At 35.1% G+C, this 18,361-nt stretch carries 13 protein-coding genes; all 13 read left to right on the forward strand.

Annotated elements, in window-relative coordinates; translation table 11 throughout:
- Positions 1–127: 127 nt before the first annotated feature.
- Positions 128–481 carry a transcriptional regulator gene (locus tag ABS764_RS11580; RefSeq protein WP_408081961.1) on the forward strand — a complete coding sequence of 118 codons (354 nt, stop codon included), beginning with the start codon at positions 128–130 and terminating at the stop codon, positions 479–481.
- A gap of 159 nt (positions 482–640) precedes the next feature.
- Entirely contained in the window at positions 641–2,863 is a 2,223-nt protein-coding gene (locus tag ABS764_RS11585; protein ID WP_408081962.1) for an Eco57I restriction-modification methylase domain-containing protein, read from the forward strand.
- A 288-nt stretch (positions 2,864–3,151) separates the two neighbouring features.
- Complete coding sequence (locus tag ABS764_RS11590) at positions 3,152–3,835, forward strand: suppressor of fused domain protein (protein ID WP_408081963.1); 684 nt, start codon at positions 3,152–3,154, stop codon at positions 3,833–3,835.
- Between the two features lie 250 nt (positions 3,836–4,085).
- Positions 4,086–4,535: an RDD family protein gene (locus tag ABS764_RS11595; RefSeq protein WP_408081964.1), complete on the forward strand. Its 450-nt coding sequence runs from the start codon at positions 4,086–4,088 to the stop codon at positions 4,533–4,535.
- Between the two features lie 2 nt (positions 4,536–4,537).
- Positions 4,538–5,227, forward strand: a complete 690-nt coding sequence (locus tag ABS764_RS11600) for an SGNH/GDSL hydrolase family protein (protein WP_408081965.1) — start codon at positions 4,538–4,540, stop codon at positions 5,225–5,227.
- A gap of 211 nt (positions 5,228–5,438) precedes the next feature.
- Positions 5,439–6,680 carry a ribulose-bisphosphate carboxylase large subunit family protein gene (locus tag ABS764_RS11605; protein WP_408081966.1) on the forward strand — a complete coding sequence of 414 codons (1,242 nt, stop codon included), beginning with the start codon at positions 5,439–5,441 and terminating at the stop codon, positions 6,678–6,680.
- Between the two features lie 165 nt (positions 6,681–6,845).
- The gene (locus ABS764_RS11610) at positions 6,846–8,234 is read left to right on the forward strand and encodes a four-carbon acid sugar kinase family protein (RefSeq protein ID WP_408081967.1); all 1,389 of its coding nucleotides are present in this window, start codon (positions 6,846–6,848) and stop codon (positions 8,232–8,234) included.
- A 19-nt stretch (positions 8,235–8,253) separates the two neighbouring features.
- Complete coding sequence (locus ABS764_RS11615) at positions 8,254–8,916, forward strand: aspartate/glutamate racemase family protein (protein WP_408081968.1); 663 nt, start codon at positions 8,254–8,256, stop codon at positions 8,914–8,916.
- 10 nt (positions 8,917–8,926) lie between these two features.
- The gene (locus tag ABS764_RS11620; RefSeq protein WP_408081969.1) at positions 8,927–10,195 is read left to right on the forward strand and encodes a bile acid:sodium symporter family protein; all 1,269 of its coding nucleotides are present in this window, start codon (positions 8,927–8,929) and stop codon (positions 10,193–10,195) included.
- Positions 10,196–10,398: 203 nt separating this feature from the next.
- Complete coding sequence (locus ABS764_RS11625) at positions 10,399–11,796, forward strand: Gfo/Idh/MocA family oxidoreductase (protein ID WP_408081970.1); 1,398 nt, start codon at positions 10,399–10,401, stop codon at positions 11,794–11,796.
- Between the two features lie 10 nt (positions 11,797–11,806).
- Positions 11,807–13,357 (forward strand): glycoside hydrolase family 43 protein, encoded by a 1,551-nt coding sequence (locus tag ABS764_RS11630; protein ID WP_408081971.1) that lies wholly within the window; start codon positions 11,807–11,809, stop codon positions 13,355–13,357.
- Between the two features lie 73 nt (positions 13,358–13,430).
- On the forward strand, positions 13,431–14,786 hold the full coding sequence (locus ABS764_RS11635) for a glycoside hydrolase family 28 protein (RefSeq protein ID WP_408081972.1): 1,356 nt from the start codon (positions 13,431–13,433) through the stop codon (positions 14,784–14,786).
- A gap of 290 nt (positions 14,787–15,076) precedes the next feature.
- Positions 15,077–18,337, forward strand: a complete 3,261-nt coding sequence (locus ABS764_RS11640; RefSeq protein ID WP_408081973.1) for a SusC/RagA family TonB-linked outer membrane protein — start codon at positions 15,077–15,079, stop codon at positions 18,335–18,337.
- The last annotated feature ends 24 nt before the right edge of the window (positions 18,338–18,361 follow it).

The following is an 18,361-nucleotide window of genomic DNA, read 5'->3' on the forward strand; positions in this document are numbered from 1 at the left end:
AAGTACTTTTTAAGTACTAAAAGGAATTTTTTAAGTTCGCTATGAGGAGTTTTTAGGTACTATGAAGCTAAAACACTATAGAAATTTTGCTTATATTTGACACTATTCCTCTAAAAAATAGCGCCTTATGCCTGATAACACGAAACCTACCCAAGCCGAACAATACCCTCCAATAGGGAATTTTATCCATTACCATATTATACAGCAAGCCCAAACCAAAAGCAGCATTGCCAAGGCAATGGGTATAGGTCCTAAAGGATTAAGGGATTATTTTAAGAAAGATTCGCTGCAATTTGCCGTTTTGTGGAAACTAAGCCTGGTGCTGAAACACAATTTTCTGGCGCAGCTGGGCGAATACCTGCCGTACCGCTTTGAAACCCTACAGGAAAAAGCCCTAAAAACAGAACTGGCTGATAAAAACGACTATATCCAGAAACTGGAAATCCAGCTCGAAACCTTAAGAGAAATGATAAGGAAATAAATGCTAATATCAACTATTTTGTAAGATTTATTTATATATTAGCAAAAAAAGTAAATTTTGATTTTGTCAGACAAAGCAACCCGATTTAAGGGTGATAGGTCTGATTCTATCAGACCTATATACTAGTTACAGGCAAGCTTAAAAAAACAGACGCTAAAAATGACAATAGACGAATTGACTTCAAAAAATATAAAAACCTTAGACGACTTTGAATTATTATCAAATCGTGGTAGACAAGAGGGTTTATTCTTTGTGCCTGACACTATATCAAATATAGTTGCAGATTTAGCTAATATTTCAAATCCAAAGAATGCTATTGTACTTAATTCAAACTATGGCGAAATTTCCTCAAAACTTTCTGAAATTGAAAATCTTGTAAGTATTGATATAAATGCAAACAACATTGAGCTTTCTAAATATCTGAACCCAAAACTAACATTTATAAATTCAGACCCTTTAAATTATTCTCTATCTGACAAGTTTGATTTCGTAGTAACTTTTCCACCACTCGGACAAAGGCTGGAAATTGACGGAAGACGAACTTCAAGCGAAATATTATATATTGAAAAAGCACTTGAATTGTTAAATGAAAATGGCTACGCCATTTTCATTTTATCCAGTAATTTTTTAACAGCAACAATATATACGGAACAAAGGAATATAATATTAAGCAAGTTTGGATTAAGCAAAATTATATCGCTACCACAAGGAACAATCCGACATACAGGTGTTGAACTTTCAATTTTAGTTTTAAGTAAATTTAATACTTCAAAAACTGATTATTATACTTACACAAATGGTTTTAAAATAAATACTGCAAAACCAAACTTTTCGGTTTCAAAAGACAAACTTAAAGAAAGGTGGGATTTTAATTTTCATAATCCCAAAAATCAAAGTTATCAAGAACAATTAAATGAAAACGAAACAAAAAAAATAGGAGATTTAGTTGAAATATGTCTTGGAATCCCTTTTAACCAAGACGAAAGGAAAGCAACAGGGAACTATAAAATTCTTTCACCAAGAAACATTTTAAACGGTTTTCTCGAAGAAACTGAATCTGATAACTTTATTAAAAAAGATATTTTAAACACACGAGAAAAAAAGGCAATCCTTAAAAACGGGGATATACTTTTTCCTCGTTTCAACAGAGAAAAAGTTTCTATATATGTGCATAATTCCGATGACAATAAATTCATTGCCAATCAACATATTGTTATTCTTCGTGGTAAATATGCTGAATATGTTGCAACTTACCTTAATACGGATAGCGGTTTAAATTTATTTAATCAACAAATTAAAAGACACGCAAGAGGTGTTGTCCTTCCAACTATTTCGATACAAGACCTGACAAATATTCAAATTCCAATTTTACCAATAGCTGACCTGGAATATGCTTCAAAAAGTAAACTTGAAAAATTATCATACGATCAACTTCTTGAAATTAAAGAGAAATACGATTTATTAAAAACCAAGTATTCTAGTCTTAAAAAAGAAAAAGTAGTTAGTCCACACGCAGAGCAGTTGCAAAGTATGCAAAATACTTTACAGCAAGTTTTAGCAAATCAACAAGAACATACTCAAAAGCTTACTATCATAGAAAGTAAAATTGATGATATTAAAACTGTAATTCTCAATTTGTCAGTTGATTTTAAAAAAATACAAAATTTACCACGTGAAATTGAAGATAAAATTTCACGATTAAACCAAAAATTAGAAGAACAAATTTCCAATCTAAATTTTGAACAAAAACAAATTGAGACCTATATCAAAGAAATTAAAAATTGGTTTGACTATTATGACTTGTTAGAATCAAAAAGTCAAAAATATTTACCAGAGGCTGAATATATCTTCGACCAAATTTCAAAACTTGACAATCCAGACTACTCTCCTTTCATTCTTCAATATTGTAGAGCATTGGAAAACGAGTTATTAAGTAAAATATTTAGAGCATATGTTCAATCGTTGATTAACAGAAATATTGATTTTGAAAAACAATTTGCTTGGGATTTAGGGAAAAAAGATTCAGGCAAACCAAATGATGAAAATACTTTTAGGTTATCGAAACATATTCAAAAGTGTCTTACTAAAAATAATGAAGATTGGTTTTTTGAATTAGGTTCAATGGAAGTAAATCTTAGATATTTAACAGGTAGGACAATTGAAAAAAGCCCACTACTGCAAGATTTAAAAGAGTTTGTTTTAGACCGTTTTGAAAAGGAATTATTAAATATTGAATATCTTGATGAAATAAAAACAATAATCAGGGATTATCGAAATCAATCTGCACACCCAAATTTAATGGACACTGAAAAAGCAACGACATTTCACAAACAAATGAAAGAATGTTTAATCAATTTAATGGAAAACTACAAGACGAAATAAAAAGCCAGCCTATAATCGAGTAGACGGCTCTGTCAGTAACTGACAGAGTGTGCCTCTCACACCACCGTACGTACGGGTCACGTATACGGCGGTTCGCAAAATGATGGATTAAGTTCGATATAAACATCTGTTAAAGATTGATAACCAGAGTGTTTTAGGCGTTTCAAGGTAATGGTAGTACTCAAAATAGGACCCACTCTGGCGCTCGTTTGCAACGAGTGCCTACTTACATGAATAGATAAATTGTAGCGTTTGCAACACGGTTCATTAAAAAATAACTCGTAATAAATGAATAAAATTAGCCACATGATGAACTTATTAAAAAAAATATTCGGTAAAGCAAAGAGACAAGAGCCAAAAGAATTTACAGAGCAAGAACATGAACTTGACTATGAATTAAAATCACAAGGACTTGAAAATATTCTTGGTAAAATGCACGACTTAGTCGGACATGCGATAATTCCTTTTGCTGTTGGTGGTGCTGTTGATATGTATTATTTTCCAAATCACATTAAGGGGACAGGCTTTGCAACAATGGAACTTTTAGAACCCGACGGAACAGGACCATTACCAAATAAGTTAGGAACTTATGAACTTGTTACATTTACTAAATACAACTATAATAACAGTGAAGACAAGCAAACACGATTTAATCTAATTGAAAGGAAAATCTGTGGCATTTTTACAACAATTGGGTTCTTTTCTCGAGAAGCTGTTTTAAATCCTAATGAAACTTGTGAGATTCCCAATGACGAAGGAAAAGAAAACACTTGCTTGATATTTGACCTTTACCAACCCGAAAATAAAGAATTTAGAATAGGCAACAGAAAACATCATTTATTATTATGCTTAGAGGTTTTTAGGAGCGAAATGGAATTTTCAAGAGCAAACGGAAGCGAAGAATTATTTAAAAAGTTAAAAGAAACGGGACATTATCCTTATAGTGATTTGGACAGACAAGCTGTCGTATGAATCCCTCACTTCGGGCGATCGTTTGCAATGAGAGCCAACTTTAAATAAAAAGATAAATACTAGCGTTTGCAACGTGGATCATCAAAAATAATTCTTAATAAATGAATAAAAATTAGCCGCGTTGCAAACGCTTTATTTAAGGATTATCAAGTAAGTAGGTACTCGATGCAATCGAGCACCAGAGAAAGAGGAATCGTAGGATTTACAACTCCAATCATTAGCCAATAAATATTAAAAAACTTTGCTCAAAATGACAAAGCCTTATATTGAAAGAAAATTTATAGCAGTTATAATTGATTATTCAATTATCCTAACTATTGATTACAATCTTATTGTAATTTTTGGAAAACCAGCAGTTGGAAATCCTGAAAGCTATGAATTAACTGGCATATCATTATTTATTATAGTTATACCATGGCTTATTTTTACAGTTTGCCTTGAAACTTTTTTAGGTTCAACTTTAGGTAATGGAATTATGAGTTTAAAGCCAGTTGACCAAAAAAATCAAAATAGAGGGTTGACATTTATTCAATCTTTCCAAAGACATTTATTAGATCCGATTGATATGTTCTTTTTTGGATTGGTTGGATATTTAGTTATGAAACACAACAATGGGCTAAGATTAGGTGATCTTTGGGCAAAAACTGTTGTCGTAGATATGAAATCAAAAAATAAAAATGAATCAATAAAAACCGAATAGAAATGACAACAAACAAACTGAGATTAATACTGATTTTATCACTCTTTTTTAGCTTTTTTGGTTATGCACAGAGTCTTAAATCGGTTTCCATTTTAGGGGATTCCTACTCCACTTTTGAGGGGTATATGGTTCCTGACACCAATTTTGTATGGTACAATACCCGCATCACTCAAAAAACAGATGTTACTTCGGTAAAACAAACCTGGTGGTACCCATTCATAAAAGACAACAATTACAAATTAGAGGTTAATAATTCTTTTTCGGGTTCTACTATTTGTAACACGGGTTATCAAAAACAAGATTACAGCACTCGTTCGTTCATTCGCCGTATGGATAATCTTGGGAGTCCTGATGTGATATTCATTTTTGGAGCAACTAACGACGCCTGGGCTAACGCACCTATCGGGCAATTCAAATATAAAGACTGGACTAAAGAAGAATTATATGATTTTCGTCCCGCCATGGCCTATATGCTCGATTATATGCTAGGCCGTTATCCGAATGTTAAAATATACTTTCTGCTAAATTCAGATTTGAAAGAGACCATCAATGAATCTGTAAAAACCATTTGCAAACACTACAATATAGATTGTATAGAACTGAAAAATATTGATAAAAAGGAAGGGCATCCATCGATAAAAGGTATGGAACAAATCAGTAATCAAATCAGTGATTTTCTATCAAAGAAATAAAACGATGCGTAAATAGTGCAACACATTCATGCAAAAAATACCCCAAAAGCAACTCCTACCACGAGTTGTTTTTTTATTTGTATTACTTTCTATTATTTTCGAATATTATTTATTTTTTTCGAAAAAAACACTAATCATTTGTATTTGTGATTTTAAGTCTTAATTTTACAAGAAGACTAAAACAATAACAACAGTATAGTGTATTAAAGAAATGGAAAGAATATTTGCAGAATATTACATCGAAACCCCTTATGAAGTAGAACAGGCGGCAGCGGTTTTGGCAGGCGAACAATCCTCAGGGACTTTTGTATCGGTTCCGGGAGAAACCGCCGAACTCAAACAACGTTTTGCTGCCCGTGTGGAACACATTGAAAAACTGGATTTGGTGGATGAACCTTCGATTCCGGGGAATGCTATTCCGGGTAAAAAATACCAAAGAGCCAAAGTTCAGGTGAGTTGGTCCATAGAAAACTTTGGTTACAACCTTCCTGTTCTTATTAGTACTTTACAGGGGAATCTATACGAAATAAGTCAGTTTACCGGTTTAAAATTGATGGATTTTGATGTTCCGGATTCTTTTAAAAACCATTTCAAAGGACCTCGATTTGGTATTCAGGGTTCCAAAGCTTCCTGCGGTGTAGGTGACCGACCGATGATTGGAACTATTATCAAACCTAGCGTTGGAATGAGCCCGGAGCAAACAGCAGCTTTAGTACAAACTTTAATCGATGCAGGGATCGATTTTATCAAGGATGATGAATTAATGGGATCGACTGCCAACTCTCTTTTTAATGACCGTGTAAACGTTATCATGAAAGTAATTAATGAGCACGCACACAAAACCGGCAAGAAAGTCATGTATGCTTTCAACATCAGTGATGAGATTGATGCGATGCAACGCAAATACGAACACATCCAAAAAAACGAAGGAACTTGCGCCATGATTAGTATCAACAGCGTAGGATTGAGTGGAACAAAAAAAATATGTGATCAGGGCGATTTAGTCATCCACGGACATAGAAATGGCTGGGGAATGTTGAACCGTCATCCGTTATTAGGAATTGAATTTCCGGCTTACCAAAAAATCTGGCGTTTGGCAGGTGTTGACCAAATGCACGTTAACGGAATTCAGAATAAATTCTGGGAATCGGATGATTCGGTTGTAAAATCGATACAATCCTGTCTGAAACCTTTTGTATGCGGAAACAATCCGTTACCCGTAGTTTCTTCGGGACAATGGGGCGGTCAGGCACCGGAAACCTACCGCAGAACTCAAACCACCGATTTATTATACATGGCTGGTGGCGGAATTTTAGCCCATCCTATGGGAGCAACTGCGGGTGTAAACGCCTTACAACAAGCCTGGAAAGCAGCCGTTGACGGATTATCTGTTGAAGAAGCCGCTTTACAATATCCGGAATTTGCAGCATCAGTAAAAAAATTCTCGAAATAATAAATCGTAAAAAAAAGCCACGAATTACACTAATTAGCAAAAATACTAATTATCTAAGAGTTATTACACAAATTTTTATCTGCCTTTTGCAAATTCGTGGAATAGTATGATATCCAAATTTATGTCAATTCGTGTAATTCGTGGTAAAAAAATAATTTCACAGCTATGAACAAAGAACATCCTTTATTATTGGCCTACTATGGAGATGATTTTACAGGCTCCACGGATGCCTTAGAATTCCTGACCTTAGCCGGTATAAAAACCGTTCTTTTTCTGCGTCCGCCGTTGCATAAAGATTTGGATTTTTTTCCCGGAGTACAGGCTATTGGTCTGGCCGGAAAAAGCCGTTCGATGTCTCCCAAAGAAATGGAAGAGGAATTATTCCCTGCTTTCGAAACCTTAAGAGATTTCAATGCAGAGCAAGTACATTATAAAGTTTGTTCAACTTTCGATTCGGCGCCTCATGTGGGCAACATTGGCAAAGCTATCGAAATTGGCAGCGAAGTTTTTAACCAAAAAACTACTTTTGTTTCTGCTTCCGCCCCGCATTTGGGAAGATATTGTGTTTTTGGGAATTTATTTGCCAAAATGGGAACCAGCGGCAATGGTGAAATTTACCGTATTGACCGTCATCCGTCAATGAGTACGCATCCGGTAACTCCGGCACATGAAGCCGACCTGAGATTGCATTTGGCACAACAAACTACAAAAAGTATCAATTTAGTCAATATCACTACTATCGAACAAGGAGCTGAAGCGGTAGCAGCAGAAATAAAAAACAAAGAAAATGCTGAAATAGTTTTCTTAGACGGAATCAATCAGGAGCATTTAAAAACAATAGGAACTGTTTTCCATCAAAAAGGAAAAGAAAAAACACTTTTTACGGTGGGTTCTTCAGGTATCGAAATGGCTTTAGGACTGGCATGGAATAAAGAAAAAATAATCCATAAAACTTTTGAATTCAATCATCCGGGGCCAGCTGCTCCCCTATTGGTCGTTTCCGGAAGCTGTTCACCGGTAACAGCAGGTCAAATTGAATATGCCTTAGCAAATGGTTTTGAAGGTATCGCTCTGGAAAGTAAAGTTATGCATCACGACCATCAGGAACAAAGCATTGCCGAAGTGGCTCAGGCTATTATCCAAAATATAAAAGCAGGGAAAAATACGATTTTGCATACCAGCATCGGCAACAATGATCCACGGATTGCCGAAACCGAGGATTATTTGAAACACAGCGGGCTTACTCAAAAAGAAATCCAAAAACAAAGCAGCAAAATTTACGGTCGCGTTTTAGGACAAATTATCAAAACGGCGTTACAATCAGCATCGATTCAAAGAATACTTTTTGCCGGCGGAGACACTTCCAGTTACGCGGCATCTGAACTGGGCATTTTTGCTTTGGAAATGTTGGCGCCTTTAGCCCCCGGAGCACCGCTTTGCAAAGCTATATCAGAAGAGGAATTAGTAAATGGATTGGAGTTAAATTTCAAAGGAGGGCAAGTAGGAACTCCGAATTATTTTATCAAAGTATTACAAGGAGAAAAATTAAGTTAGACACATAAAAAAATTATATATGAAAGCAAAAACATTAGGATTCGTTCACACTTCAGCTACGCTGGTTCCTTTATTTCAACAATTAAGTTCGGAGCATTTAAGTGGTGTGGAAACCTTTAACATAGTAGATGACAGTCTGATTAAAGATGTTATAAAAAAAGGTAAACTAATGCCTAATACAGCAGCCAGAGTGGTCAACCATGTAAAAGCTGCCGAAGAAGCCGGAGCCGATGTGATTTTAGTAACCTGTTCATCCATTGGCGTAGCCATTGAAACAGCAGCAACTTTATCCAGCGTTCCTGTAATCAGAGTAGATCAGGCGATGGCTGACGAAGCCGTACAAATTAGCAACAAAATTGGCGTAATTGCGACCTTGCCTACGACTTTAGAACCTACTTCTGATTTGGTGAGAAGAAGAGCCTTAGCAGCGGGTAAAGAAGTTACCATAGTATCCAAACTTTGTGAAGGTGCTTTTGAAGCCTTAATGAGTGGCGATGCTGCAAAACATGACGAAATGGTTGCTAAAGCATTAAAAGAATTAATGAAGGAAGTGGGTGTAATTGTTTTGGCTCAGGCTTCCATGGCTCGCGTGGTTGACGGATTAAGCGACGCAGAAAAAGTAGTTCCTATCTTGGCCAGTCCCGGAATTGCCATGAAAAAATTAGCCGAAGTATACTTCTAACAAAATTCTTATGCGTAAAATCTTCTTATGGGCAAGTCCCATTCTCTTCATTCTTGCCGCTATTGGTTGGTTTTCACAAATGGAGCAAATTTGGAAAATCAGTCTGATAGCTGCTTTTTCAAGTTTATCTATTGGTATCGGGCATAGCAAACTTTTGAGTGGTTACCAATACACTTTTTGGATTGTCACCGCCGTTTGTGCCGGACTAATTTATCCGCAAACTTTTTTACATATTGGTTCGATAGATTTGCGTAACAAATGGCTTATTTTAATCATTATCCAACTGGTGATGTTTGGGATGGGAACTCAGATGAGCATTGAAGATTTTACAGGCATACGCAAATCGGGAAAAGGAGTTCTCATTGGTTTATTGGGGCATTTTACCATCATGCCCATAACAGGTTTTATTCTGGCAAAAACTTTTAATTTCGAACCGGAAATTGCAGCCGGAATCATCTTAATAGGTTCCTGCAGCAGCGGGTTAGCTTCGAATGTAATGACTTATATTGCCAAAGGGAATTTAGTTTTATCGGTTACGGTTACTGCAATTTCTACTTTGGCTGCACCTATCATGACCCCGTTTCTGATGAAAATTTTTGCGGGAACTATGGTCGAAGTTCATTTTTTTAATATGATGATGGAAATTATTAAGATTGTGCTGGTTCCCTTAGCGGCAGCTATGATTCATGATATATTAAAAAATTACGGTGCAACCGCCCGAAAACGAATTGATATTTTAAGTATTTTATCTGCAGTATGGCTGGGAATATTACTTTTCTTTAGCAGTAGTTTCTCTTACGAAAATGATAGTACAATAGCACATTTAGTAGAAATAAGTGCTTTTATTGCAGGAGCTTTTATTGTTGGGAAACTATACCATTTAGCTTATAAAGCTTACCCTAAAATTGACAGTCTGATGCCTTATTTTTCAATGTTCGGTATTATTTACTTCACACTCGTAACCACAGCAGCCGGAAGAGATAATTTAATCCAGATAGGATTTTTACTTTTCTTAGTCGCTATTCTGCACAACGGAGCCGGTTATTTTTTTGGTTATTACCTCAGTCGCATTTGTGGTTTAGACAAAAATTGCAGTCGCACCATCGCTTTCGAAGTAGGTTTACAAAATGGTGGAATGGCTTCCGGTCTTGCCGGGTCTATGGGAAAACTAGCCACTCTCGGTTTAGCATCAGCGGTTTTTAGTCCGTGGATGAATGTTTCCGGTTCATTATTAGCCAACTATTGGCGAAAAAAGGCAGAAAACGAAGAAAAATTATAAACTATTTATAACATAAGATTAAAATCATCTGGTAGTGCGTTAGTATATCAGATGATTTTTTTTTACCATGAGGCCAATCAGAGACATTTTCGAAACAAAAACAAAAATCGCCGCTAACAACCTATCAATAAATTAATTACATTTAAAAAACCAAAAAACCATTTATTAAATTTATTAATTAACCCAAATTAAAACCAATTTTTATGGAAGTTACAAGAAGAAAATTTTTGACATCTATAAGTATGCTTGCAGCTTATACTGCATTCCCTCTTAGTTCATTTGATTTTGACAGCACTAAAAAACTCCGAATTGTCCTTGTAGGTACCGGAATCAGAGGTATCAGTTTCTGGGGAAAAAGATTAGTTCAGGAATATTCGGATATTCTGGAATTTGTGGGGCTATCTGATATAAATCCCGGCAGATTAGAATATGCCAAAAAATTTATCGGAGTCAACTGTCCTACTTTTGTGAATTTTGACGAAATGATAAATAAGACTAAACCGGATTTAATCATCGTTACCACAAAAGACGCCACCCATCATGAATTTATCATTAAAGGTCTGAATTCCGGCTATGATGTACTTACCGAAAAACCGTTAACTACGGATGAAAATAAATGTCAGCAAATCCTAAATGCCGAAAGAAAATCAGGCAAAAATTTGATTGTTGGTTTTAATTACAGATGGAGTCCTTACAGTACTAAAATTAAAGAACTTTTAGCCAATAATACGATTGGAAAAATCACATCGGTAGATTTTCATTGGTACCTAAACACCTATCACGGGGCTTCCTATTTCAGACGGTGGCACGGACAAAAAGAAAGCGGAGGTTCACTATGGGTTCACAAAGCCACTCATCATTTTGATTTACTCAATTGGTGGCTGGATTCAGATCCAACTGACGTTTTTGCTTTGGGAGATTTAGAACATTATGGAAAAAACAATCCTTTCAGAGGTGAAAATTGCAGAAGCTGCGACCATAAAACAACTTGTGATTACTATTATGATATCACTAAAGACCAGCAATCGATGAATCTGTATGTTGCTAATGAACAATACGATGGTTACATCAGAGACAACTGCCTTTTTAGAGAAGAGATTGATATTTATGATAAAATGTCGGCTCAAATAAAATATGCCAACAATGCCATTGTCAACTATTCGCTGACAACCTATTCTCCTTTTGAAGGCTGGAGATTAGCTTTTAATGGTACCGAAGGCCGTATTGAAGCCTCTTTAGACATTCCATATGATAAAAAAACGACTGTGGATCAGGCTGAAATGCATGCCAAAGAGATGGAACAATCTGCTTTAGAAGAAGCGAAACACGAAACAATAATTGTCCATAAACTTTGGAAAGATTTTGAAAGAGTAACGGTTCCAACCGAAAAAGGCGGTCATGGCGGAGGCGATCAACGATTACACGATAAAATATTCAAAACTCCAAATACTGCTGATCCATTTGAAAGATCAGCCGGAAGCCGGGATGGTGCCATGTCAGTATTAATTGGTATTGCTGCCCGAAACAGTATTGAAACTGGAAATCCAATTAAAATCAAAGATTTAACTGATATAACTCCAATGCCTAAAAGAGGAAAATAAGTTTCTTAACATGAAAGAAAAACTACTGGTTCTCTGTCTCCTCATACTAATTTCATCTTTAGCCTATAGTCAAAAAAAAGGTTCCTGGGGAGATCAGGGAAATGGCACGTATATCAATCCCCTATTAAATGCTGATTACTCCGATCCGGATGTTATCAGAGTTGGAAAAAAATACTATATGATTTGTTCTGAATTTCATTACATGGGAATGACCATTCAGGAATCAGATGATATGGTAAACTGGAAAATCGTTAGCCGGATTTACGATCGATTGGATTTTCCTGCCTATGATACTTTTAAAAGATATGCCGGAGGCAGCTGGGCTCCGGCAATACGTTTTCATGACAATAAATTTTGGGTTTACTTTTGTACAATTAATGAAGGTTTGTTTATGACCAGTTCCAGTACACCAGAAGGTCCGTGGTCTCCACTCCTACTGGTAAAAGAGGTAGAAAAATGGGAAGATCCCTGTCCGTTTTGGGATGATGACGGACAGGCTTATCTGGGACACAGCGTTCACGGTGCAGGTCCTATTATTATCCATAAAATGAGTGCTGACGGAACAAAACTGCTCGATGAGGGCAAGACAGTATATACAGGTCCTGTAGCCGAAGGAACAAAAATTTACAAGCGAAATAATTATTATTACATCAGCATTCCGGAAGGCGGCGTTTCTGAAGGCTGGCAAACTGTTTTACGCTCCAAAAACATTTATGGTCCTTATGAAAAAAAAGTAGTTTTAGAAAAAGGAAGTACCGAAATTAATGGTCCGCACCAGGGAGCAATTGTTGACACGCCAAATGGAGAATGGTGGTTTTATCATTTCCAATCAGCGGATGCTTTGGGTCGCGTATTGCACTTACAACCTATGTTTTGGCATGACGACTGGCCAGTTATTGGAATTGATATTGACAGAAACGGAATTGGAGAACCTGTAGCGGTATGGAAAAAACCTGATATAGCTGGTAATTTCCCTATTGTTGCCCCGCAATCAGATGACGAATTTAATTCCGCCGAATTAGGGCTTCAATGGCAATGGAATCATAACCCCATAAATGCTAATTGGTCTTTAAGTAAAAAGAAAGGATGGTTTGTTTTAAAAGCAAAAAAAGCAGCAAATATCATGGAAGCTTACAATACTCTAACCCAAAAAGTAATGGGAAATACCGGAGAAGTTATGGTTCAAATGGATGCTACTCATATGGTTTCTGGGCAAAAAGCAGGATTAAGTAGTATGTCTAAAATGTACAATTCGATTGGCGTTAAAAATGATAACGGAAAATTATATGTTTATTTTGAAGGAAAAGACAAAACCTATGAAGAAATTTTAATTTCTAAAAAAATCATTTATTTTAAGTTAACACTCGATCTCATCCATCAAAAAAATCATTTCTACTATAGTTTTGACAATAAAAATTTCAAAGGTATTGGTCCAGATTTCAGCACTGCATTCGGATATTGGAAAGGAACTCGACTAGCATTATTCAGTTATAATGAAGTAACCGATGGCGGAAAAGCGGCATTCAATTATTTCCACTATAATTATGATGGTCCTAAATAGCAGCATCTAAATTTCATCTTCAAATCTTATTTTTATTTTCAAAAATTACAACCTATCTATTTCACTTAAAACCATGAAAAAAGCCAGCCTTACACTTTTAGTATTATTTTCCTTTTTATGCATCCATGCACAAAGCAACAAAACAGTTTATAATGTTTATGATTTTGGCGCAAAAGGAGATGGAACAACAAATGATCAGACAGCCATTCAAAAGGCGATTGATGCCTGCAAAGAAAAAGGAGGGACAGTTGTTCTCGAAAAAGGAACTTTTTTAACTGGACAAATAGTTTTGGTAAACAATCTAACTTTACAAATTGAGCCTTCTGCCACTCTTTTAGGAATTAAATCTGATGATGAAAAAGACTATCCACATCATCTTATTGACACAAAATATCCTAATCGAATGCTGGAAGATTGTCAAAGAAGATTAATTTACGGAAATAAAGTTAGAAATGTAACCATAACCGGCGGCGGAATCATCAATGGACAAGGCGATTACGAACCCTGGATGCATGTAAAAGAAATAGGTACCGAGAAAGACCGCCCTTCTATACTGGCATTTGTGGGCAGTAACAACATTACGGTATCTAATCTGACACTTATTAAACCTGCTTGTTGGACGCAAGTTTATATTGAATCGGAAAATATTAATATCCAAAAAATAAAAGTAAACACAGGACAACTTACGCCTAATCGCGACGGAATTGATATTGTGGATTGTCATAATGTACTTATTGAAGATAGTTACATTGAATCGGAAGACGATGGAATTTGCTTTAAAAGTGGCAGCGAATATGGCTGTAAAGATATTATTGTAAGAAGATGTATTTTGGACAAATTAAATGTAAAAGCCGGTAATTGCTTCAAATTAGGCACTGATGGTTTGGGCAGTTTTATGAATTTTGATGTTTCTGAATTAATTCTAAAAAATGCGTATCAAAATTCCGCTTTCTGTATTGAATCCATGGATGGAGCTGTAATTGATAATTTGAATTTCCGCGATTGCCAAATTACAAATTGCGGTCAGGCTATTTTTATTCTTTTAGCGGACAGAAGAAGAACTGTTCCTGATAGAAAAACTCGCATCGGTGCTATTTCAAACATTAGTTTCAAAAATATAAACGGAACAGATTTCACTCAGCAATATCCTTCTATTATTACAGGTATAAAAGGACATAACATTCAAAATGTAACTTTTGAAAATCTGAATTTCGAATTAAAAGGAGGCATTCAAACTACAAATCAAACCGTAATGGAATACGATGGAAAATATCCTGAAGGAAGTTATTTTGGCAACACCAATGCTTTTGGTTTCTTTATCCGGCATGCCGATACTATTACTTTTACAAATTGCAACATTACTGCGAAATCGGAAGATAAAAGACCCTGGTTAGTTCAGGAAGATACTCATAAAGTTGAGATCAATTAACTAATTTTATGTGGAAAAATTAACGTAAAAAAAGTAAATACATCTTAAATTTTACATTATCAAAAAAACGGATAAAAAAAACCATATGTGTTTTTTTATCCGTTTTTTTATTTACTAAATATATATTTTTTTAGTTTTTTTAACTAATTATAACTTTTTTTATTACATTAGCTGAATGTAATCGATTACAATTTAAATGAATTATAAATCAAAAACTTACAAAAAAATGAATTAAAAAAATTAAAAACACAACTAAAACGATTATCGAAATTAAAACCAAAAAAAAAATTATGAATGCATTAAACAAGAAGTATTACTTCATCTTACTTGGAATACTATTTTATTTACCAATGCTTGGACAACAAACCACCATAACAGGTGTTGTTAAAGATGCAAAAACAGGAATGCCTCTCCCGGGAGTTACTGTACTTATTAAAAGCACCACCCAAGGTACATCAACAGATTTAGACGGTAATTATAGTATTAAAGTTGATTCTAAAGGAATATTACAATTTAGTTATATTGGCTACAAAACGAGTGAATCGCCAGTAATCGGAAAAACTACAATAAATATTAACTTAACTGAAGAAAGCAATCAACTCGATGAAATTGTAGTTGTAGGATATGGTACTGCAAAAAGAAAAGACCTTACCGGATCTGTAGTATCGGTAAAAGGAAAAGAGCTTGCAGCCTATCCTGTACCGAATGTTGCCACCGCAATGCAAGGAAAAATGCCTGGTGTAACCATTACAGCATTAGATGGACGACCTGACTCTAAAGTTTCAATTAGAGTACGTGGCGGAGGTTCAATCACTCAAAGTAACGATCCTTTATTTATTGTTGATGGCTTTCCAGTAAGCAATATTAATGATATACCAGCCTCTCAAATTGCTAGCATTGATGTATTAAAAGATGCCTCATCAACAGCTATTTATGGAGCACGTGGGGCGAATGGTGTTGTTCTTATTACAACTAAAGCCCCTACATCAGGTAAAGTAAGTGTAACTTATAGTGGTAATACACAATTTAAATCCCCTGCAAAATATTTAGGAGCATTAAATGGATATGATTTTGTAAAACTAAACTGGGATTTTGGTACGCTTTTCGGAAATGGCACTGCGTGGGCTAGTCAATACGGACTGGGTACTGCAAACAGCAGCTTAAATCCTGAAGGTATAAACGCATATAAAACTGCTCGTTATAGAGATTTAGAAAAAGAAGTTCTTAGAAATACAACTGCACAAAACCATAACATTACTATTAGCGGTGGTAACGAAAAAACCAAATACAGCGTTTCTTTTGACAATTTTAATGATAATGGATTAAAAATCGAATCGTACTATAAAAGAACTAATGTTTTAGGAAAAATAAAAAGTGAAATTGCCAAAGGGCTAGATTTTGAAGCCGATATGTATTATAGTAACCAAGAAGTTTTTGGTAGCGAATCGCAAACCAGCTCGGTAGGTTCTCGATTAACTAATGCTTCACGCTACACACCGGTAACTCCTTTAGGTGATCCCAATACTGATCTTGGACTTTTCGAAACTTATGTTAAGCCTGAATTTGATCCAATTGGAATTATTAGAGACATATATGACAAAACGGAACGTCAAAAATACAGAGCCAATCTAGCGCTAAACTGGAAAGTTACAGATGCTTTAACTTTACGTACTGATTACGGAACAACCAGAAATTACAGTAACCGTTACCAGTTTACAGGTTCATTTGCTAAAAATACCGTAGGTGTTCAAGGAGGAGATGCAAGCATCAGCAAAACTACCGACAAAGGATACCGTTTAGTCAACACTCTTAATTACAAATTCTTAAAATTAGGTGAAAATCATGACTTAAATATCTTGTTGGGACAAGAAATAAACAATAAAGAAAGCGAAAACACAAGTCTTTCGGGAACTAATTATCCTGTCTCATTTGACTATAATAGAGCATTTTCATTAATGAGCCAATACGGAGACCAAAACAATATAAGAATTGAAAATACTTATGACATTCCTGGACATTTAGCCTCTTTTTTTGGACGTATAAACTATACTTTTAAAGATAGATATTTATTTACAGCCACCTTACGCGCAGACGGCTCAAGCAATTTTGCTCCTGCTAACAGATGGGGCTATTTCCCTGCTGCAGCTTTTGCATGGAGAGTATCTGACGAATCATTTTTACAAAATTCTAAAATAATCAGTAATTTAAAATTGCGTTTAAGTTATGGTCAAGTAGGTAACGATCAAATTTCTTCTGGTCTATGGAAAGAAAACTGGACAGGAAGCACTGGATATTCATATAATAATATCAATAATGGTATTTATATACCTTCAACTTCTATGATGATAAATCCTAATTTAAAATGGGAAACAACTATAACGCGAAATCTAGGTATTGATTATGGTCTTTTTGACAACAGACTATACGGTACAATAGATGCCTATTGGAATACAACTAAAGATCTTTTATTACCAAAGAATGTTCCTGCTTATACTGGTTATTTGAATCAAATGGATAATATTGGACAAACCCGTAATATTGGACTAGAATTTTCGTTGGGTGGAGATATAATTAGTGACGGTGATTTTAAATTATCGGCTAATATGAATATTTCCATTAATAGAAATAAAGTAGAATCCCTTTCAGAAGGTATAAATTACAACTATTACAATAGCGGATGGGCATCAACAACCATATCCCCTATTAATGGTGATTATGCTTTTTCTGTTGGAGATCCTGTAGGTTTAATACGAGGATATAAATACGATGGTTTTTACACCACTGATGACTTTGATTACAATTCTGCTACACAAGTTTACACATTAAAATCAGGGATAGCTAATTCAACCTCAGTTTTAGGAACTTTCCCTGGACTTCCTGCTAATTCAGCTTATCCTGGAATGTTAAAACTAAAAAAAGTAAACACAGACACTCATGCAACAAACATTAACGAAACAGATGATGCTACAATTATAGGTAATACTAATGCAAAATTCACTGGTGGTTTCAATATCAATGCATCTTATAAATCTTTTGATTTATTATTAGGGTTTAATGGCTCTTACGGAAATGACATTTACAATGCTAACAAATTAGGAAACTCTTACGGTAACAAAGCTCCTTTTAGAAATTTTAGTACTGTTACACAAAATGCCTACACTTTGTTTGATGTAAATGCAAGTGGCGACTTAGTCAGAATTTATGATCCAGCAACATTAAATATCTTAAATGCTAACGCTAAAACCTATATGCCTTTTCACGAACGTGCTGTTATCCATTCAGGAGGAATTGAAGACGGTTCATTCTTAAGACTAAACAATGTAACTTTAGGATATACCTTACCAACAGATATATCGCAAAAAGTAGCTATTCAAAACTTAAGAATTTATGCAACTATTACAAATGCTTTGCTCTGGACAAAATACACAGGATACGATCCTGAAGTTGATGCTGGAAACGGTCGAAACAGTACTTATCCAACTCCAGGAATGGATTTTGGAGCTTATCCTAAAGCCCGTACTTTCACTCTTGGAATAAGCATTAAATTCTAAAATTCTAAGTTGATAATTAATTAA

This window comes from Flavobacterium plantiphilum (assembly GCF_046000495.1).
Taxonomy (GTDB): Bacteria; Bacteroidota; Bacteroidia; order Flavobacteriales; family Flavobacteriaceae; genus Flavobacterium; species Flavobacterium plantiphilum.

Excerpts from the sequence above, each read along its gene's own strand:
- ABS764_RS11620 (WP_408081969.1), top strand. The coding sequence starts at position 8,927 with ATGCGTAAAATCTTCTTATGGGCAAGTCCCATTCTCTTCATTCTTGCC.
- ABS764_RS11605 (WP_408081966.1), top strand. The coding sequence starts at position 5,439 with ATGGAAAGAATATTTGCAGAATATTACATCGAAACCCCTTATGAAGTA.
- ABS764_RS11630 (WP_408081971.1), top strand. The coding sequence starts at position 11,807 with ATGAAAGAAAAACTACTGGTTCTCTGTCTCCTCATACTAATTTCATCT.
- ABS764_RS11590 (WP_408081963.1), top strand. The coding sequence starts at position 3,152 with ATGAATAAAATTAGCCACATGATGAACTTATTAAAAAAAATATTCGGT.
- ABS764_RS11580 (WP_408081961.1), top strand. The coding sequence starts at position 128 with ATGCCTGATAACACGAAACCTACCCAAGCCGAACAATACCCTCCAATA.
- ABS764_RS11600 (WP_408081965.1), top strand. The coding sequence starts at position 4,538 with ATGACAACAAACAAACTGAGATTAATACTGATTTTATCACTCTTTTTT.
- ABS764_RS11635 (WP_408081972.1), top strand. The coding sequence starts at position 13,431 with ATGAAAAAAGCCAGCCTTACACTTTTAGTATTATTTTCCTTTTTATGC.
- ABS764_RS11595 (WP_408081964.1), top strand. The coding sequence starts at position 4,086 with ATGACAAAGCCTTATATTGAAAGAAAATTTATAGCAGTTATAATTGAT.
- ABS764_RS11615 (WP_408081968.1), top strand. The coding sequence starts at position 8,254 with ATGAAAGCAAAAACATTAGGATTCGTTCACACTTCAGCTACGCTGGTT.
- ABS764_RS11640 (WP_408081973.1), top strand. The coding sequence starts at position 15,077 with ATGAATGCATTAAACAAGAAGTATTACTTCATCTTACTTGGAATACTA.
- ABS764_RS11625 (WP_408081970.1), top strand. The coding sequence starts at position 10,399 with ATGGAAGTTACAAGAAGAAAATTTTTGACATCTATAAGTATGCTTGCA.
- ABS764_RS11610 (WP_408081967.1), top strand. The coding sequence starts at position 6,846 with ATGAACAAAGAACATCCTTTATTATTGGCCTACTATGGAGATGATTTT.
- ABS764_RS11585 (WP_408081962.1), top strand. The coding sequence starts at position 641 with ATGACAATAGACGAATTGACTTCAAAAAATATAAAAACCTTAGACGAC.